The organism is Clostridium sp. FP2 (genome assembly GCF_011065955.2).
Classification (GTDB): Bacteria; Bacillota; Clostridia; order Clostridiales; family Clostridiaceae; genus Clostridium_AD; species Clostridium_AD tagluense.
The window spans coordinates 4,132,926-4,152,845 of record NZ_JAAMNI020000001.1; the positions used below are offsets into that span (position 1 = coordinate 4,132,926).

Consider the following 19,920-nt stretch of genomic DNA (forward strand, 5'->3'; position numbering starts at 1 on the left):
CACTATATTTTATTAACCTTTTTACATATTCCAATATGCTTTATTTAATTTTAAAATACAATATAATATGCAATATTAATCAGTTCTGCCCATGGTGTATTACCATCAACACTGTACTTTTTACCATCCTTTTCCCAAAACAACTTAACATAAGGTAGTTCCTTATTATCAATGCTTGGTTGTAAAATATATTTAACTGAAATCTTATTTACATTCATAATCATAATACTTTCCTCTGCTACTTTTGATTCTGGACCACTATTTTTTATGTTTTTATACTCAGTTATCTTAAAATACTGAGAATTATTGCTATAAATAATTTCATATAATTCGCATGAATCATCATATTTCTCTGGTATTAAAATCTTTTCCATTACAAAATCTTTAGGTATATAAACCGGAGTTTTTATACTTTCTCCAAAAATATTTTTTGCTTGCTGCAGAGATAGTGTTCTCATTTTAGTTTCTTCATTGAATTTAAAATCACTTTTCTTTTGTAATACTACAGATTTATCTTTATTATCCTCAATTATCAATTTTTCACTATCAATAACTTCATTTGTGGCAACAATAGTATCTTTTTCCTTTTTATCCTCTGAAACTGAACTTTCTATTTTAAATGGTATTACAGGCTTCTCATTTAAAATAATTGTTTGTTTTTCCTGCTTCTTTTGGTTACTATTTTTATTAACTAGCTTTTTATTTTCTTCCACTATTTTACTAGGTTTGTCCTCAGTAATCTTATCTTTATCTTCAGTAATTTTAGTTTTATCTTTAATCATTACTGTATCTTCATATGGCTCTTTTAATATTTTAATTTCTTGATTTCTAGTATTCATAGTTATTTCTTCATTTTTCATTAAATTGTTTTTATTATATATAGGGTATATTATAAATCCCATAAATAAACAAGCTACCATGGTTAAAGTCATTGGAATAAAGGCTTTGTTTGTTGATCTTCTACTGTTTTTATCCAATTTTTCTAGTGTCTTTAACTTTAGTTCTTCACTTACTTTTATATCCTTTAATTCTATATTAAATATATCTCTTATTTCATCTAAATTATCCCTCATATCCAATCCTCCCAGTAACATTCTTTTTAAGTAATTCTCTACCTCTAAATAATCTAGTTCGTATTGTCCCTTCTGGAATCTTTAACATTTCACTAATTTCTCTAGTATTAAATTCCTCATAGTAATATAAAATAATTACTTCCTTATATTTGATAGATAAATTCATAACCTGGTGTAGTAATTCCCGTGACTCTATAGATTTGATTATAGTATCATCTAAGCTTTCAGCATCGTACTGCTCATTACAAATTTCCCTGTCATAATCTCCATGGCTATTTAGGAGAACCCTCTTTATCCAAAAACTTTTAAAATAGTCTTTACACACATTGATTGTTATTTTCATAATCCAAGTTTTTTCACTACTATTACCTTTAAAGGAATCATATTTTTTAAATACTTTAATAAACACTTCTTGAAAAACATCCTCAGCCTTATTCCTATCCTTAACATATAGAAATGCTACTCTAAGAACATCATCTCCATAGCAATTAATAAGTCGCTCTATTTCCTTGTGGATATCCTTTTTTTCTTCATTGTCCTTTTGAACTAAAAACGCAATAGGCACCTATATCCCTCCCATCCTAAATATTAGACGATAATAAAATGAATTTTGTTTCATTAATACTATAATAATTTCTTTTAAGTGAAAATAATAGCAATTTATATGAATTTCCATAAAATAAAATAAGCCAACAAAAACGATTTATCATTTTTGTTGGCTTATTTTTTTAATAACATATTTGTTTTTTATAAAATTGGGAATAAAACCAATATCCATTTAGGATAATTGGCAGTTAAATATGTTTTGTTTTAACCTACTGTATTGCCTTTTTGATTCTTTTTCTGTGTTTTATCTTTTGTATCTTTAGAACCCGATTTCTTTTCTCCACCCTTTTTAGCCATGTTAATCACCTCTTTAATATATTTTAAAATCATATTTCTTCTAATATTATTTACACTTTACATGATTTAATACATATTATGAGTCTATTAACATGAATATATTTATTTATAAATTTCCATTTCACAAATAGCCTTTTCAACTAGTCCATCAATATCTAAAACTGATTCAGACTTAATTATCTCAATTAACCTTGGCTTTGTTTTTGGATGTTTAGGAACAAAAATTGTACAACAATCTTCATAAGGTAAAATAGAAGTTTCATAAGTTGCTATCTTTCTTGAAACGTCCATAATATCTATTTTATCCATAGCCACTAGTGGCCTAAAAACTGGTCTATCAGAAACATCATCACTTACTACAAGTCCTTCCATAGTTTGACTAGCTACTTGACCTATGCTCTCTCCAGTAGTTACTGAATTTATTCCATATTTTTCAGCAAGAGCACAGGCAAGTCTCATCATAAATCTTCTCATAATTATTGTTAATTCATCTTCTCTGCACTTTTCTATAATTTGCATTTGAATTTCAGTAAAAGGTACTACATACAAAGTTAATTTCCCAGTGTATTCTTTTAGAATATTAGTTAATTGTTTTACCTTATCCTTTGCTCTTTCACTGGTATATGGATGGCTATGATAATAAACTGCATGCAGTTCCACCCCACGCCTTGCCATCATATAACCTGCTACAGGTGAGTCTATACCTCCAGATAACATAAGCATAGTGCTACCATTCATTCCATAAGGTAACCCACCCACTGCCTTGATCCTTTTAGCATATATGTATGCCTTATTTCTTATTTCTACATTTATAGTACACTTAGGATTATGTACATCTACACTTACTCCTTCATTATTTTGTAATATATAAGCCCCTACTTTTCTACTTACTTCCAATGAATTCATACTAAAGCCTTTATTTGCTCTATTGGTTTGTACTTTAAAAGTCTTAGCTGAGTCTTCTTCAAGTTCTATAAGTGCTTGCTTTTGAATTTCCTCAAGGGTTGCTTCAATTTCTGTAACAATGCAAATCTCCATTATTCCAAAAACATTTTTAACCTTTTCAATAATTTTCTCCATTTGCTGTGAACATATAAACCATCTTCCTGAGTCCTCAACAAATTCGTACTCTATGTCTATTAGTACATTTTTTATATTATCTTTAAGTTTTTTTTCAAATTTACCTCTGTTTAGTCCCTTTAAAAAGATTTCTGGGGCATATTTTACTAAAATCAATTTTCTCATCTATTCGCTCTCCTCTTTTTCTTATATAGACCTATCCTTTATCTTTTGTTTAGCTTTCTCAAAAATTTTAGTGATTTGTTAAGTTCACATATAACATAGTCTATTTGTTCTTTATTATTATCTTCTGAAAAACTAAACCGTATAGTTCCCTTTTGCTCCTCTAAACTTCTTCCAAGAGCCTTTAATACTTCACTACTTTTATTAGGGTTTTTAGCTGAACATGCTGAACCTGTAGACACATATATGCCCTTTTCTTCTAAAGAATGTAGAAGTACCTCCCCTTTGACACCAATAAATGATACATTTAGTATATAAGGTGTAAACCTATCTTCCAACTTGCTATTAATTATAACGCCATCTAGCTCAGACAATTTATCTATGAAATATTTCTTTATCTCTAAAACATTGTTAAAATTTACATGCTCATTTTTACACATAATTTTCACTGCGGTTCCAAATCCAACAATCCCAGCAAGATTTTCTGTACCTGACCTTAAATTTCTTTCTTGTCCTCCACCATTTATTAAGCTAATAGGTATGAGACCCTTCCGTACATATGCAAATCCAATTCCGCGAGGACCATGGATTTTATGTGCACTAGTAGATAATAAATCAATATTATATTTTTCTACATCAATAGGAATTTTTCCATAACTTTGCACTGCATCTACATGAAATTTAGCTCTATTACTTTTTGTTTTAATTAATTTTCCTATAAGCTCAAGATCCTGTATAACCCCTACCTCGTTGTTAACATGCATTATACTAACAATTTGAGTATCGCGATTTATACTACTGCTGAGCTGCTCTATATCTATTCTACCACTTTCATCTACATCAATATATGTAACCTTTGTTCCTAAATCTTCTAATGCCTTAAATGTGTTTGCTACACTTGAATGCTCAATTTTAGTAGTTATTATATGAGACCCAGGTCTCACAAACCCCTTTATGAGAAAATTATTACTTTCACTTCCTCCTGATGTAAATATTATTTCCTCGCTTATAGCATTTATACTGCTCGCAATATTCACTCTTATTTCCCTAAGTTTTTGCTCTGCCTTAAAGCCTAAACTATGAGCTGAAGATGGGTTACCATAATAATTTCTCATAGTACTACATACATCCTCAATAACCTCTTCATAAGGTATAGTTGTTGCACTATTATCTAAGTATACTTCCATAATTCTATATCCCTCCTCTTCAAACATCCACTAAAATTACTCAATCAATTCTTAGTGTTTTGCTCTGATATAGTTAATTATAAATATTTTAATTATTATTGTCAATAAATAAAAAAACATTCATTTGGGCTAATGTCAGTTTCTATGGTAAAATAAAATTATCCAAATATATAATATATCTACTGATATTTCATTAATTTCACTTAATTTATCAATTCATTTTAGAGGGAGTGCATCTATGAAACCAAAGGTTAAAAGTATAAGCATTTACGAGTTAAAGCCAAATATGATTTTAGCTGAAGATTTAATACTAAACGGCTTAAATTTACTTACAAAGGAAAGTGCATTAAATAGTTCCATAATAAAAAAAATACTAGATTTTTACCCATCAAACACTATATCTATTAATGATTTTGAACAAGCAATGGAGGAACCTATTTCGCAACGTTTAACCCAAACTGAAAAAGTACTAAATAATTTTTCAAATCGCATAAATAATTTTTTAAATAGTATAGATAATAATCCTGAGCTCGATTTAACAGAAATCCGAGTTATGTCTAAAGAAATTTTAGATGATCTTAATGATTATAGTTCTATTTTAAAAAGTATATCGAGTTCTAGAAATATAGATGAATATCTTATACGCCATTGTGTAAATGTTGCATTTTTAAGTTCTATGCTAGGTAGATGGTTAAATTTATCTAATAGAGATTTAACACTTTTAACTTATAGTGCTTTTCTTCATGATATCGGTAAAACAAAAGTTAGCCCCAGTATATTAAATAAATCTTCAAAACTCACAAATTTAGAGTTTGAACAAATTAAAAAACATTCGGTTTACTCTTATGAATTTGTACGCAATATTCCTTATTTAGACGAGTCCGTGAGTTTAGGTGTTCTTATGCATCATGAACGTATAGACGGTTCTGGTTATCCCCTACATTTAAAAGAAGATAAAATTAGTGTTTTTGCAAAAATAATAGGAATTGCAGATATGTTTGATGCAATGACCTCGGATAAAGTTTATGGAGAAAAACAAAATCCCTTTGTTGCATTAGAAATTATGCAACATGATTGCATGGGTTTATTTGATTATAATTATCTCACTACCTTTATCACACAAATGTCAAACTACTACACTGGTGAAATGGTTAAGCTGAGTGATGGTTCTATAGGAAAGGTAATTAAAATAGACATAAATAATATTACCAGGCCTCTCATTTCTATTGATTCAAATTTTATTGATTTAAGCATTGAAAAGAATATATTTATTACAGAACTTATAACCTAATAACAACAAACTTCTCATTTTTTAAAAATAACAAGGCAAAGATGCCTCATATATTAAAGGAGTGCTAATGATGAAAAATACAGACAAAAAAAAGAGTATTCTCGCTGATATGTCTTTACTACTAGTAGCAATTGTTTGGGGTGGCGGATTTATAGCTGTAAAAGGTGCTTTAGATAGTGTTACACCTTTTTATATTATGGCAATGCGATTTGGTATTTCTGCCATAATTATGCTCTTAGTTTTCAGAAAAAAAATTAAGCACATTACTAAAAATCAGCTAGCGGTTGGGACTTTGGTTGGACTTCTCCTTTTTTTAGGCTTTGCCGCTCAAACTATTGGTATGAAATATACAACTGCTGGTAAAAATGCTTTTTTAACTGGAACTAATGTAGTTATTGTACCCTTTCTTTATTGGATAATTAGCAAAAGAAAACCAGATTCTTATTCGTTAGCATCAGCTTTCCTATGTTTTATAGGAATAGGAATGCTAACCTTAGATGGAGGTATACACATCGGACTTGGAGACGGTTTGACTTTAATATGTGCAGTATTTTTTGCAGCTCATATAGTTTCTGTTGGGTTTTTCACGCAAAAAGTTGGTGCTATAACCCTTGTAATAATACAGTTAGGTTCCGCTGCAGTTTTCTCACTTATAGCTGCCTTAATCTATGAAAAAGTACCAGCGCAAATGAATTCAGATACAATTTTTGCAATTGGTTATTTAGCAATTTTCAGTACAATGTTTGCATTCATTATACAAAATGTAGCACAGAAATATACCTCCTCCACTCACGCTGCTATTATTTTATGTTTAGAATCAGTTTTTGGCTCTATTTTATCTGTTATAATGCTTAATGAAGTATTTACCTCAAAGATGGTCATAGGTTGTATAACTATATTTTTGGCAATTATAACAACAGAAACTAAATGGGATTTCTTAAAAACAAAGAAAATATCAGCTAGTAGTTAACTTAATTACATAAAAATATAGAAAACCTATGGGCAAAATTATTACCCATGGGTTTTCTATATTTCAACAATATGGTATTTAAATGCGTTTATAAGAGTAGTAGTGTTATAAATCATTTTCCTTTCACCTTTTCCATAATCCAAATGCTGATGACCGTAAAAAAAATATTTTGGAGAGTATTTATTTAAAATATCTATAAACACTTCAAAACCCTGATGACAAGGATCTTTTGCATCCCCTATGCCTTTTGCTGGTGAATGAGTTACTAATATATCAAATCCTTTATTCTTCCATAAACTCAATTTTAATTTTGAAGCTCGTTTGCTCATTTCCTTTTGTGAATATTGAAAAGGGCCGCTATTATAGTCAATAGATCCTCCAAGTCCTAGTATTCTAAGATTTTTATATACAAAAATCTTACCATCAATAGAGATACATCCAGCTGGTGGTTTTTTCAAATAATTTACATCATGATTACCATTAACATAAAGTAGGGGTGCTTTAATCATATTAGCTATATATTCTAGATAATCTGCTTTTAAATCTCCACAGGATATTACTAGCTCAATTTCACTAAATCTTTCATGATCAAAGTGATCCCAAATATAACTATCTTCAATATCTGAAACTAATAATACTTTAACTTTAATCACCTACTCATCTTTTGAAATTCTATTCCTCCACAGGAAGTTCTCCTACCACATTATCCACAAACCAGTCCATATATAACATATCCTCATAGTTTCCTATGTCACCATCCTTAATTCTAATTTCACCTTGAGTATCTTGCACAGGGCCTGCAAAAGTATGGAATCTATTTTCAATAATTAGTTCCCGCATAATATCTACTAACTTTTGAGTTTGGATGGGCACATTATGTTTTGAATAAATAATATCCACAAGGCCCGAGTCCATTCCCCACCAAAAACTTACACGTTTAGATTCAGTACTAAATATACCTTTAAAACTACCATTTACAATATTTCTAAGTATTTTCTCATAAAATGCTCCTAAGTCCCATGTAATTAAACCATAGTTTACTTCAGGTATCCATTCTTCCTCCTTTTGGCTATATTCTAAGGAATATAACCCAAAATCTCTGGAACCCTTACCTAAAGCTGTTAAATCATTTTGCATTATAAGATCTGCACCCCGCCTTTGAAGTTCTTGAATTAATTCTTTAGAGTGATTTACGTCCCCTATTTCATTAAGCCAAGAAATCATAACTTTAGCATTGGGATTTACTGTTTTAACACCTAAAGCAAAGGCATTAATCCCTGTTATAATCTCAGTTTCATTATAAATATCTATATATCCTATAATATTTGATTTTGTAATTGTACCTGCAATAAGCCCCATTAAAAATCTAGGTTCATGAGAGCGTCCAAAATAAGTACTTACATTTCTAAAAGCTTTTACTGGGGAGCAATTAAAAAACTTAATATTATCATATTTTAAAGCTGCTCTCAAAGTTATATTAAGATAACATGAACATGTAGTAAATATGATATCATAATTTTCTTCACATAATTCACATAATTTTTCATAGCTATCACCATCATTTTGAAATTTATCAACAGCAGTAGTTTCAATTTCACTGCCTAATTGTTTCTGCGCGTACATTCTTCCTAAATTATGAACATAACTCCAACCTGAAGTATCAATAGTTTTTTCAAAAACAAAAGCTGCTCTTAACTTTTTAGGTGGTGCTACTAAATTTGTAAATGAGGTGATAACATTTTTTTTATGCACATCAAAAGGTTCTGTTTGAATATCTACCGCATTATTTTTTGATAGTATCTTAAGTTCTGTTAAGAATTTTTCAACTCTTAATTTTCTCTTTGTTTCTATAAATTCATCTGAAATACCATATATTTTTATATACTCTAGGAATGCATCCCCAGTGGTAATATTTAATTTATCTCCACCTAATTCATAAAATATGTTCCTAAAGGGTGAATAAACATTTTTAAAAAAATGCTTATATTTGTTTGAAAACAAGGTAAGCTTTGGATTATATTCATCCAAATACTTGCCAAGTTGAGTAAAACTACCTTGACAGGTAAACCAAATAGCATTTATACCTGTGTTATTGTTAAAATCTAAAAATTCATAATATATTGTATTGTTTAAATCCATCTCGTCTCTTTTAGGAACTAGCCTAGTAATTTCTCCTTCTATTTCATAAGCATCTACATATTTTAATACACTTACCCTCTTATTTCCCTCCATAACATAGAACTCATTCATGTACTCATACATTTTTATAGGGTCATTTATTCCATCATTAATATGATGAGCATAGACTGCTTGCCATTTCGTAGAAAACTCACTGTCTTCACCCGCTAGAGGAAGGAAATTCATTGCAAAATCTCTACTTCTTGTATAAAAGTAAGTTCCTAATATCTTTTTTAATGGAACACTTTTTATTCCTAAGGGAATTTCTGCTACTATGTCTAATTTTTTTAAAATGCTATCTAAGGATGATATATGCCCTGACTTCCCTTTAGATATGTCCATATAATATCTAAGTTTAGCTAATTTACTAGCCTTTTTAAATTCTTCAACAGCTGAAAAATTCATCCTACTCACTCCTTAGGGTTTTGATAAATGTATTATCAACAAGAAATATTTTCACTAATATGTCCAACCTTATATGATTTAGATGCCCCAGCTATAGTTACTTTATATTTAGCAATAGCTTTTCTCTTTTGCAAAACGTTTTGTTCTTTTTCAAAAGACTGAATACAATCCTTATGGATTATAACTGTTTTCCTATCTAGTTTTCTAAACCTCATAACAACAAAATGCTTACCATAATACAAACCATTGTCTTTAAATCTTATATTGTGCCAAAATAATAAAATAGGTATTAGTAAAAAACCATAGTATCCATAAGGAATAAAAATAGCTATTAGGCCTATTATCATAGCCTCTTTTAATAATCTAAATAATAAAAATCCATTTAAAGCTTTTTCTGGTGAATTCCTTAAGTCATAAGTTATATTCATTTCAGGTAAAATTTCTTCAAAAAATTTATTTAGCACTTTGCTCTTAGCTATAGGACAAATCATTTTGCTTTTGCCTTTGTTTTTTCCACAACCTATAGTTTCCACCTTTAATGAAAAATACCCTAAGGGCTTTTTAATAAGCCCCTCTACTATTATTAAACTTTGAATTCCTTTTATTGGAATAACCATTTCCTTTTTATGAAATAATCCATAGGATAGTTTAATATCATTTGTGTCTCTTATAACTGTAAAATTATAATATTTTATTATAGTTACAACAACACATATTATCCATGAAACAAATAACATAATAAAAATCACTCTATCCTCAATCTTAAAGTAAACAGATACAATTATAGATAATAATACTAAGATACTACTATACATTGTTGCCATCATAAATAAATCTTTTAAAGGTGTAGTGAACTCTTTCGCGCATTCTTGTACTTGATTTTCATTTCCATCTTTATTATTTATTTCTCTCATATGCTTCTCTCCTGAACAATTTTTGAAATACTAAGCTGCACTTTTTTTCCTGCTTCACTTTCCAAATAAGGGATTACATAATATCCTCCATCAGTATGCACAGTTAAATTTATAAGCCTATATTTTCTTAAAAAAACTCCTTGCTTCATATCAACGTACTTAACTCTTTTCATAGGAATAACTACATTTTTTTCATTGAATATTCCATATCTTAAAATGATTTTTTCCCTATCTATTTCATATCTATATTTTTCATATCTATATTTTGACATAATTAAAGAATTTATAAAGAAAACTAATGCTAATCCATACATACTACAAATTATCACATATTTCCATAAAAGATTGAATTCTAAAGATATATTTAATGCCACAGCAATTGCTAAAAATATCCCGGTTGTTATTAATCCTTTTATTGTCCATATTTTTCGTGAATATGCTGAAATTTTTTTCATACTAACCTCCATACTCATGTTTTTTTCATTTTACTATATATTATATTAAAATAGCATTACTTAGTTGCTTATTACTATTATACCTTATTGCTAATGCATATTTGATATTTAATGTGTTATTTTAGTATTTTAGTCTAAAATTCATGTAAAGTCCATTATTAAATTTATTAATAATAAATAGTTATAAATTTTTATAGATACTTTACAAATCATTCATTAAATAGCATAAATTTTAATAAATTATCCATCAATAAATAAAAAAAACATGCTATAATGAGATTGTAAGGTCACTGGTAAAATTGGTAAAATAAAAAAAATTTAAAGGATGGGTAAAATATGAACATAGCTTTTTTTCTTACGCCTAAAAATGAAGTTATTTATGAAAAGCCAAGCTCTACAATGAGGCAAGCGTTAGAACGAATGGAATACCATAGGTATTCTGCTGTGCCCTTAGTAAATAAAAAAGGTAATTATGTAGGTACTTTAACAGAAGGTGATTTATTATGGAAACTAAAAAATACTCCAAATTTAAGTTTTAATGATACAAGTAAAATTTTAATTGAAGATATCCCAAGACACATCTGTAACACACCAGTATTAATTAATTCAGACATAGAGAGTTTAATATCCCTAGCAAAGGATCAAAACTTTGTTCCCGTTGTGGATGACAATAATATCTTTATAGGAATAATTAAAAGAAGTGATATAATAAGTTATTGTTTTAATTTATTATACGATAATAATGAAACTAAAAGCTTTAAATTAATAGCAACATAAGACATAAAAATAAACAAAATCCCTATACTAGCTTAACTAGCTAGTATAGGGATTTTGTTTTTATAAAAGGCTGGCAGCTTCCTTGTCTAAAATTATTGTTACATCATTATGTAGCTGAAGAATAGACGCTGGTACTTTAGGACTTATTTTTCCATTAATAGCTTTTGCTATAGCTTCAGCCTTGCCTATTCCATTGGCAAGTAAAAGGATCTTCTTAGAGTTCATTATTGTCTTTATTCCCATACTTATGGCTTTTACTGGCACATCCTCTATTGAGTCAAAAAACCTAGAATTAGCTTCTATAGTTTCTTCGTCAAGATTGACTAAATGTGTCTCTGCCTCAAAATTCACATCTGGCTCATTGAATCCTATATGGCCGTTTCCACCTATACCTAGCACTTGCATATCTATTCCAGAAGCTTGTTTTATTTTATCTTCATAGTCTGAGCATACAGCCTTAACATCTTTTGCCATACCTTTTGGCACATTAATGTTTTCCCTATTTATATTTATACTATTAAATAGATTAGCCATCATATAACTATAGTAACTTTGAGGATTTTCTCTATTAAGTCCATAATATTCGTCCAAATTGAAGGTTGTAACCTCTTTAAAATCTACTTCACTTTTATTATACAAAAGTATTAATTCTTTATACATTCCAAGTGGAGTATCTCCAGTAGCTAGTCCTAACACACTATCTGGCTTTAACATTATTTGACTTGCAATCATCATTGCAGCTTTTTTACTCATTTCTTCATAATTATCTACTACTATTATCCTCATATTTGCACCGCCTCATAATAATACTCAAAATCTTACTTTTGAGTTTGGAACACTATTTCCCCTTCAACTATTGTTAAAAGCACATCTATATCTTCATTAAATATTACTATATCTGCATCTAGTCCCACTTCTAAACTTCCCTTTTGATTATCCATATGAATAACCTTTGCTGGAACACTGGATGCCATTGCCACCGCCTCATAAATTTCTAAATTACTATGATGAATCATATTTTTCACAGCCTTATTTAAGGTTAATATACTACCAGCTAAAGTACCATTTTCAAGTTTTGCAGCTCCATTTTCAACTATTACCTTCTGACCACCAAGCTCATATATCCCACACTTCATACAGCCCGCTCTCATGGAATCTGTTATAAGTACAATTTTATCCTTTTTCTTTACATTTATAAGTATATTAAAAATTGCGGGATGAATATGTATCATATCCGCTATTAACTCACAGGTTATATCACTTGTAAAAATTCCACCTACAATACCTGGTTTTCTATGATTCAAAGGAGTCATAGCATTAAATGTATGGGTTGCATGGGTTATTCCACTCTCAATGGCCTTAAGTGTCTCTTCATAACTTGCATCTGAATGACCTATTGATAACGTGATTTTAGAATTACCTTTTACTTTTTTTATAAAACTATGCTCCTTATCTTTTTCTGGTGCAAGGGTTATAATTTTAATAATATCTAAATAATCCACTATAGTATCATAATTTGGTTCTATAATATTATCCGCCTTCTGAGCCCCTTTATACTTTTCATTTATAAATGGACCCTCCATATGTGCCCCTAAAATCTTTGCTCCTTGATTATCCTTGGACATTGCTTCTCTTATAGCGTCTAAAGCACAATATATGCTACCCAGCTCCATAGTCATTGTAGTTGGTAAATATGCTGTTACTCCATTTTTAGCTATTGTAGTACTTATAACTCTTAAGGCCTCAGCCGTACCATCCATGGTATCATATCCTCCGGAGCCGTGAATATGAATATCAATAAACCCAGGAGAAACATATTTTCCTTTAGCATCTATAACTTGTATTTCTTCCTTATATTCTTGTTTATAATCTTTCTTATAATTAAGGAACTCCTCCTTATTTATAATTTTTATGATCTGTTTTTCAAAAATTATAACATTATCATATATTACTCTATCTTTCATTATAAGTTTTCCATTAACTATAGCTTTAATCTTCATCACCCCTTCAAAATTATTATAATATAGCTAAGGCCTTAGCTACGTTTCCCTTAGTCTTATCTAAGGCTTCTTTTGCTTTTTCAACCGTCACATCACTTTTAATTTTAACAATGCACACCTTTGGATCATATTCACAGATTTCTAAAATTTCATTTACTTTGCTGTCATCCACACCTGTTGCAAGCTTCACTATTTCCCGTACCCGCTGTTTTAGTTTTTTATTAATAGGTCGTACATTAACCATTAAATTAGAATAAGTTTTACCCGTTTTAATCATGGCTACGGTACTTAACATATTTAAAACCATTTTTTGTGCAGTTCCTGCCTTCATTCTAGTAGATCCCAAAATAACTTCTGGTCCAACCTCTATATTTATGGCAACTTCACAAATGTCTTTAATTTTACCTTTTGAATTACATATAAGCGCTATAGTTTTGGAGCCCACTGCCTTGGCATATTCCATGGCAGCTACCACATAAGGAGTATTGCCACTAGCAGTTATACCTACTAAAACATCTTTTTTATTTATATTTACCATTTTTAAATCATTGATAGCAAGTTCTGGATTATCCTCTGTATGTTCAAGCCATCCGCTTAAGGCTTCTACTCCACCAGAAATAATTCCCTGGACCATAGTATCTGGAGTTCCAAAGGTAGGAGGACATTCTGAGGCATCCATTACTCCTAATTTTCCACTTGTTCCACTTCCAATATAAAAAAGTCTCCCTCCCTCTTCAAAGCTTTGAAGGATTAATTCTACTGATTTTTCTATGTTACTAAGCTCTTTTTCAATAGCTATAGCTACTTTTTTGTCCTCATCATTCACCTTTTTAAGAATTTCAAAGATGCTAAGTTTATCTAAATTTGATTCATCAACCTTATTTTTTTCCATAAGAACCCTCCTTGTATAACTCTTTAGGTAGAAAATAACCCAATTGCTTTCTCTTATTTTAAAATTATTTGATATTTATACTTATCACTTCTATATATAGCTTTAGTATATTCAATAGGAGTTTCATTTTCTAAATAAGTTGTTCGCCTAAATATTAATGCCAACGCAGAATTTTCTTGATTTAGAAGCTTACTTTCATATTCATTTAGCATTGTGGGCTCAATGGTTTGTTTGGCTTTATCAGGATAATGCCCATACTTTTCTCGAAAAATCGCATATAGTGATTTATTTTCAATAATATCTCTAGTCATTCCCTTAAATAAATAATATGGAAGCCATGCTGTTTCAATAGCTACTGGTTGTTCATCACTAAATCTAAGCCTTATAATTTCAATGATTTTATTTTCCTCTTCAGGCATTTTCAGTTCAAGTTTGTATTTTTTTGTTGCCTCTATAACCTTAAAAGATAATATTTTAGTTTTTGATATCGCTCCATTCTCTTCCATTTGTTCAGTGAAACCTTTGAGCTGTGATATTTCTCGATTAACCTTTGCAATAGATACAAAAGTTCCTTTTCCCTGTTCTCTATAAACTAATCCCTCATTTACTAAGGACATAATAGCCTTATTTACGGTCATTCTACTAACTCCTTGAATTTCACAGAGTTCCCTTTCTGTTGGAATTGCTTGTCCTGGCTTTAAAATTTCATTTTCTATCATTTCTTGTAGTATCTCTTTTATCTGATAATGAAGTGGTATAGGAATATCCTTTGAAATCTTTTTCAAATCTTTTTCCTCCTCAATTAGTAATAAATTTTTGTATACATAAACATAGTTGATATGTTATCATGTTGTTATGTTGTATATACCAATTATATTTCAAATCCATTTTTTTTACAACCTATTTAATTTAATAAATAAAATTTTAGTATTCTTATTATCTAATTTGAAGTAATACAGGGGGGGTATATTGTTTATGAATTTTCTTTTCAAAGCTGATTATACAATACAAAAGGTATTCAATAATAATGTTCTACTAGTTACACAAAAAAATAGTGAAAAAATACTCTTTGGAAAAGGCTTAGGTTTTGGTAAACATTTTGGTGATATACTTTCCTCAAAGACAGAAATAGATAAAATTTTTTCTTTGGATGATAAAACTAATTATCATAATTTTAAAGAACTTGTAACTACTGTGGATAATGAATTAATTGGTCTATGTGAAGAAATTATATTTATGATATCAAAAGAGCTTAATGAAGACCTAAATGAAAAAATACACATTTCACTTACAGACCATATTGCTTTTACCTTAAAAAGACTTAAACAAAATGATGAAATTATAAATCCATTTTTAGTAGAAACTGAAACACTATATAAAAGAGAATTCGAAATAGCTAAAAAAGCTGTCTCTATGCTTCAAAAGAAGCTGAATATAATAATTCCAGATGGAGAAATAGGCTTTATTACACTACACATTCATTCAGCTAGAAATAATGGAAAATTATCAAATACTATAAAGTATGCTTTCTTATCTAATTCAATTATTGAATTAATAGAGGATAGTTTAGATTTAGAAATCGACACAGGCTCAATTGACTATGCAAGATTTATAACTCATATTCGCTTTGCTATTGAACGACTAATTAACAATACCCCTATTAGGAATGAATTAATTGATGTTATCAAAAAACAATACAGTGATTCTTATACCTTAGCCCAAAAAGTTTGTAATCTTTTAGCATCAGAATTGCAGTTAAATGTAATGGAAGATGAGGTTGCATACATCGCTGTGCATATAGAAAAATTTAAACATGCCTCGTGACTATGAATCAATAGAAAAAAGGTTAATAAGAACTTTCTGTTCTTATTAACCTTTTTTCTATCTTTAGCCTTATATCATGACCTAATATACCTAAATATGGCTAAACTTTCATGGCTCTCATAGAATTTAGCACTGCAATTAGAGCAACTCCTACATCACCAAAAACAGCTTCCCACATTGTAGAAATCCCAAAAACTGCTAATATTAAAATAGCTATTTTTACACTTAGTGCAAATATAATATTTTGCATAACAATCCGCTTTGTTTTCCTCGCAATGACAATAGCTTCAGCAATTTTTGAAGGTTCATCAGTCATTATCACTATATCTGCAGCTTCTATTGCAGCATCCGAACCCACTCCACCCATTGCTATTCCTATATCTGCTCTTGCAAGCACCGGAGCATCATTAATGCCATCACCTACAAATACTATCTTTCCTTTAGATGATTTTTGCTTTTGAAGCATTTCTAACTTTTCAACCTTTCCATGTGGAAGTAATTCTGAGTAAACTTCATCTACACCTAGCACTTTTCCAATACCCTCAGCTATATCTTTATTATCACCTGTAAGCATTACTATTTTCTTAATACCCATAGACTTTAAGCTAGCTATAGCGGAAATAGAGTCTTCCTTTATCTCATCAGAAATTATAATACTCCCTACATATTTCTTATCTATGGCTACATATATTATGGTTCCTACATTTTTAACTTTATTATAAGAAATTTTCTCACTATCCATTAGTTTTGAATTACCAGCTAGCACATATTTTCCTTTTACTTTAGCTCTAATGCCCATGCCAGATATTTCTTCCACATCTTTAATATCTTCTTTACATATATCTTTGCCATAAGCTTTTAGTATAGAAGTGGCAATAGGATGGTTTGAATTGCTTTCTGTAAAAGCTACATACTCTAATAATTCATTTTTGCTAATTCCCATTTCTTCATGTATTTCTGTAACCACAAATACTCCTTTAGTTAAAGTGCCTGTTTTATCAAAAACCACCACCTCAACACTATTTAATGCCTCTAAGTAATTTCCACCTTTTACCAAAATACCATTTTTAGATGCCCCACCTATTCCTCCAAAGAATCCAAGTGGAATAGATATCACGAGTGCACAAGGACAAGATACTACTAAAAATACCAATGCCCTATATATCCACTCAGAAAAAGTAGCGCCAGATATTAAAAGAGGTGGAAGTACTGCAAGAATAATTGCACTTATAACTACAATTGGTGTGTAATACCTTGCAAATTTTGTTATGAAATTTTCAGTGGGTGCTTTTTTACTGCTAGCATTTTGTACTAAATCCAAAATTTTAGCCAAAGTTGACTCTCCAAATTCTTTCGCAACCTCTATAGTCAATAATCCATTTTTATTTATACATCCAGCTAGAATTTCATCGCCGCTTTTAACTTGTCTTGGAACTGATTCGCCAGTTAATGCAGCTGTATCTACTAAGGACTTACCCTCTATTACCCTTCCATCTAAAGGTACTTTTTCTCCTGGCTTTACTATTATAATATCTCCAATGTGTACCTCTTCCGGATCTACTTTAACAATTTCATCTTTAATCTTTTTATTTGCATAATCTGGCCTTATATCCATAAGTGCAGATATAGATTTCCTTGATTTATTTACAGCTGCTTCTTGAAAAAATTCTCCTATTTGGTAAAAAAGCATAACTCCTACGCCTTCTGGAAATTCTCCAATAGAAAACGCTCCCACAGTAGCCAGTGCCATTAAGAAGTTTTCATCAAACACCTCTCCTCTTAATATATTTTTTATAGCTACTATAAGGACTTCTCCACCGATTAATAAATAGCTTATAAGAAATAAGCAAAATTCAACCCAATAATCTAATTTAAATACAACTGCTATTATAAAAATTGCTATGCCTATAGAAACTGCCATAATTTTATTTTTATTATTTCCTTCTTCTACCTTGGTCTTGCTATGATTATGACCTTTTTCCTCATATTTAAATGTATTTTCTTTTTTTGGTATAAGCACAACATCCGGTTCTATCCTCTTAACTATTTTTTTTACTTCATCTATAATAATTAATATTTTATCTTCGCTTTGAAACTTAATTACTAAGTTTTTACTAATAAAATTTATATTTGCATCAACTACCCCCTCTATTTTTTTGCAATTAGCTTCAATTTTATTCGCACAATTAGCACAACCCAAACCTTCTAAAATGAATTCTCTTTTTATTATAGTCTCCATTTTCTCCCCCTCTTACAATTTTTTTTATGTACTTTTACATTATAATAATAGAATATTATTTTAATTCTTTTATGTGTATAAGTCCCTGATCAAAAATTTGTTTAACATGTTCGTCATCCAAGGAATAGAACACAACTTTACCTTCGCGCCTATGTTTCACAAGTCTAGCATTTTTAAGCACACGAAGTTGATGTGAAATAGCTGATTGAGTCATATTAAGAAGAGCTGCTATATCACAAACACACATTTCAGTTTGGAATAGCACACAAAGAATTCTAATTCTTGTAGTATCACCAAAAACTTTAAAAAGTTCTGCTAAGTCATACAGTGTTTCTTCTTGTGGTATTGATTTTCTAACTTTTTCTACCACATCTTCATGTATAGTAGAACAAGTGCAAAACTCTATTTTTTTTACCATTTGCTTTCCTCCATTCATATGAACACATGAATTGTTGTTCATATGTTATTGTATTACATTTGTTAATAGTTGTCAACATCTTTTGGGGACGGTTAACAACTATTTAAAACAAAAGGTACAAGTCTTCATAGAAAACTTGTACCTTTTAAAATGTCGTTAAAGGATGGATAATTGTTAACTGTCCCCATTGATTTCTCTTGATTTATTTCTTTTAGCCTTCTTCTTATAATTTGCTTGCCATTTCAGCCAAAATCTCTGCACTCTTATTCAATTCTTTTACAGAATGAATTATTTGAGTTAGTTCCTGTTCTTGTTTTTCAGCAGAAGTCATAGCAATACCAATAATCTTTTCTACCTTGCCTACTGAATCCTTAATACTTTTCAATATAGTATTTATTTCAGTTATAGATTGAGTACTAGATCCAGATAATTTTCTTATTTCAGATGCTACAACACCGAATCCTTTTCCAAGCTCACCTGCTCTAGATGCCTCTATTGCAGCATTTAACCCTAGAAGGTTTGTTTGTCTTGCTATACCTTCAATAAATTTAATTATATCGTCCGTATTATTACATTGATCTGAAGTATTTTTTACTTCATCTACAACCTTAGTGTTTATTTCCCTAATATTTTGTATATCAGTATTAATTACATTTGCCACTTTTAATATAGATGCAGTTGCATTTGATAAGTCAACAGACATTTTGGTAATTCTAGTACTATTTGCTAAATTTTTACCATAAGATATTGCACCTACCACTTTACCCTGCTCGTCCTTCAGTGGAATTGCAACTACCCTAATACTCATATTATTATAATCGTCAACTGTAAAAGCTTTCATTTTACCACTTTCCATAACTTCTCTTAGTGCTTCGCCCTTCGGAATTACCTTTCCTACTTGAGAATAAGCAGGCATATTTTCACTTTCAACAAACTTAACAAATCTTTGCTTATCTGTTAATGTAAAAGCAATCTCGTCCTCAAATAATGCAGGTAATTGATCTAATATTTCTATGAAACTAGTTATTATTTTGTGTGTCTCATTTGTATTTTCAGTTTCTTTTGATAATAATTTATTGTTCACTTTTACCCCCGCTCAATATTTTAGTTTGATTTTTTCTCTCATAACATAAAGTACAATTAATCAGTAAT

19 protein-coding genes are annotated in these 19,920 nt (G+C 29.8%); 4 read left to right on the forward strand and 15 right to left on the reverse strand.

Features of this window, described 5'->3' with window-relative positions; translation table 11 throughout:
* Nucleotides 1-50 precede the first annotated feature (50 nt).
* The 4 genes from G9F71_RS19685 to G9F71_RS19700 form a co-directional block, all read right to left on the reverse strand.
* On the reverse strand, nucleotides 51-1,073 hold the full coding sequence (locus G9F71_RS19685) for a hypothetical protein (RefSeq protein ID WP_164950549.1): 1,023 nt from the start codon (nucleotides 1,071-1,073) through the stop codon (nucleotides 51-53).
* Entirely contained in the window at nucleotides 1,063-1,638 is a 576-nt protein-coding gene (locus G9F71_RS19690) for a sigma-70 family RNA polymerase sigma factor (RefSeq protein ID WP_308011352.1), read from the reverse strand. The genes G9F71_RS19685 and G9F71_RS19690 overlap by 11 nt, the downstream gene beginning before the upstream one ends.
* A gap of 440 nt (nucleotides 1,639-2,078) precedes the next feature.
* Complete coding sequence (gene thiI, locus G9F71_RS19695) at nucleotides 2,079-3,221, reverse strand: tRNA uracil 4-sulfurtransferase ThiI (RefSeq protein ID WP_164950550.1); 1,143 nt, start codon at nucleotides 3,219-3,221, stop codon at nucleotides 2,079-2,081.
* A 38-nt stretch (nucleotides 3,222-3,259) separates the two neighbouring features.
* Nucleotides 3,260-4,405 carry a cysteine desulfurase family protein gene (locus G9F71_RS19700; RefSeq protein WP_164950551.1) on the reverse strand — a complete coding sequence of 382 codons (1,146 nt, stop codon included), beginning with the start codon at nucleotides 4,403-4,405 and terminating at the stop codon, nucleotides 3,260-3,262.
* Between the two features lie 238 nt (nucleotides 4,406-4,643).
* On the opposite strand from G9F71_RS19700, the gene G9F71_RS19705 reads away from it, so the two are divergent.
* Nucleotides 4,644-5,696 carry an HD-GYP domain-containing protein gene (locus G9F71_RS19705; RefSeq protein ID WP_164950552.1) on the forward strand — a complete coding sequence of 351 codons (1,053 nt, stop codon included), beginning with the start codon at nucleotides 4,644-4,646 and terminating at the stop codon, nucleotides 5,694-5,696.
* Nucleotides 5,697-5,763: 67 nt separating this feature from the next.
* The gene (locus G9F71_RS19710) at nucleotides 5,764-6,666 is read left to right on the forward strand and encodes a DMT family transporter (protein ID WP_318011088.1); all 903 of its coding nucleotides are present in this window, start codon (nucleotides 5,764-5,766) and stop codon (nucleotides 6,664-6,666) included.
* A gap of 56 nt (nucleotides 6,667-6,722) precedes the next feature.
* Here G9F71_RS19710 and G9F71_RS19715 read toward each other — a convergent pair whose 3' ends face one another.
* From G9F71_RS19715 to G9F71_RS19730, 4 genes are read right to left on the reverse strand one after another with little or no spacing between them, the layout of a single operon-like run.
* On the reverse strand, nucleotides 6,723-7,319 hold the full coding sequence (locus tag G9F71_RS19715) for a metallophosphoesterase (RefSeq protein WP_224626507.1): 597 nt from the start codon (nucleotides 7,317-7,319) through the stop codon (nucleotides 6,723-6,725).
* Between the two features lie 19 nt (nucleotides 7,320-7,338).
* Nucleotides 7,339-9,249, reverse strand: coding sequence for a BMP family ABC transporter substrate-binding protein (locus G9F71_RS19720; RefSeq protein WP_164950553.1), 1,911 nt, complete (start codon nucleotides 9,247-9,249; stop codon nucleotides 7,339-7,341).
* A gap of 35 nt (nucleotides 9,250-9,284) precedes the next feature.
* Nucleotides 9,285-10,163, reverse strand: coding sequence for a PH domain-containing protein (locus G9F71_RS19725; RefSeq protein WP_164950554.1), 879 nt, complete (start codon nucleotides 10,161-10,163; stop codon nucleotides 9,285-9,287).
* The gene (locus G9F71_RS19730; protein WP_164950555.1) at nucleotides 10,160-10,618 is read right to left on the reverse strand and encodes a PH domain-containing protein; all 459 of its coding nucleotides are present in this window, start codon (nucleotides 10,616-10,618) and stop codon (nucleotides 10,160-10,162) included. The genes G9F71_RS19725 and G9F71_RS19730 overlap by 4 nt, the downstream gene beginning before the upstream one ends.
* 336 nt (nucleotides 10,619-10,954) lie before the next feature.
* Here G9F71_RS19730 and G9F71_RS19735 point away from each other — a divergent pair, with 336 nt between their 5' ends.
* Entirely contained in the window at nucleotides 10,955-11,395 is a 441-nt protein-coding gene (locus G9F71_RS19735) for a CBS domain-containing protein (protein ID WP_164950556.1), read from the forward strand.
* Nucleotides 11,396-11,455: 60 nt separating this feature from the next.
* Here G9F71_RS19735 and nagB read toward each other — a convergent pair whose 3' ends face one another.
* Genes nagB through G9F71_RS19755 form a run of 4 tightly spaced genes read right to left on the reverse strand, consistent with a single transcriptional unit; the run spans nucleotide 11,456 to nucleotide 15,072 of the window.
* Nucleotides 11,456-12,181, reverse strand: a complete 726-nt coding sequence (gene nagB, locus G9F71_RS19740; protein ID WP_164950557.1) for a glucosamine-6-phosphate deaminase — start codon at nucleotides 12,179-12,181, stop codon at nucleotides 11,456-11,458.
* A 32-nt stretch (nucleotides 12,182-12,213) separates the two neighbouring features.
* Complete coding sequence (nagA, locus tag G9F71_RS19745) at nucleotides 12,214-13,389, reverse strand: N-acetylglucosamine-6-phosphate deacetylase (protein ID WP_164950620.1); 1,176 nt, start codon at nucleotides 13,387-13,389, stop codon at nucleotides 12,214-12,216.
* A 22-nt stretch (nucleotides 13,390-13,411) separates the two neighbouring features.
* Complete coding sequence (gene murQ / locus G9F71_RS19750; protein ID WP_164950558.1) at nucleotides 13,412-14,287, reverse strand: N-acetylmuramic acid 6-phosphate etherase; 876 nt, start codon at nucleotides 14,285-14,287, stop codon at nucleotides 13,412-13,414.
* Nucleotides 14,288-14,340: 53 nt separating this feature from the next.
* Nucleotides 14,341-15,072 (reverse strand): GntR family transcriptional regulator, encoded by a 732-nt coding sequence (locus G9F71_RS19755; protein ID WP_164950559.1) that lies wholly within the window; start codon nucleotides 15,070-15,072, stop codon nucleotides 14,341-14,343.
* A gap of 190 nt (nucleotides 15,073-15,262) precedes the next feature.
* Between G9F71_RS19755 and glcT the strand changes: the two genes are divergently transcribed.
* Nucleotides 15,263-16,111, forward strand: coding sequence for a glucose PTS transporter transcription antiterminator GlcT (gene glcT, locus G9F71_RS19760; RefSeq protein ID WP_164950560.1), 849 nt, complete (start codon nucleotides 15,263-15,265; stop codon nucleotides 16,109-16,111).
* Nucleotides 16,112-16,211: 100 nt separating this feature from the next.
* On the opposite strand, the gene G9F71_RS19765 is transcribed toward glcT, so the two are convergent.
* The 3 genes from G9F71_RS19765 to G9F71_RS27650 form a co-directional block, all read right to left on the reverse strand.
* A complete protein-coding gene (locus G9F71_RS19765; protein ID WP_164950561.1) occupies nucleotides 16,212-18,350 on the reverse strand; it encodes a heavy metal translocating P-type ATPase in 2,139 nt (712 codons plus the stop codon).
* A 55-nt stretch (nucleotides 18,351-18,405) separates the two neighbouring features.
* Nucleotides 18,406-18,768 carry an ArsR/SmtB family transcription factor gene (locus G9F71_RS19770; RefSeq protein ID WP_125002763.1) on the reverse strand — a complete coding sequence of 121 codons (363 nt, stop codon included), beginning with the start codon at nucleotides 18,766-18,768 and terminating at the stop codon, nucleotides 18,406-18,408.
* 223 nt (nucleotides 18,769-18,991) lie between these two features.
* Nucleotides 18,992-19,852 (reverse strand): methyl-accepting chemotaxis protein, encoded by an 861-nt coding sequence (locus G9F71_RS27650; RefSeq protein WP_318011089.1) that lies wholly within the window; start codon nucleotides 19,850-19,852, stop codon nucleotides 18,992-18,994.
* Between the last annotated feature and the right edge of the window lie 68 nt (nucleotides 19,853-19,920).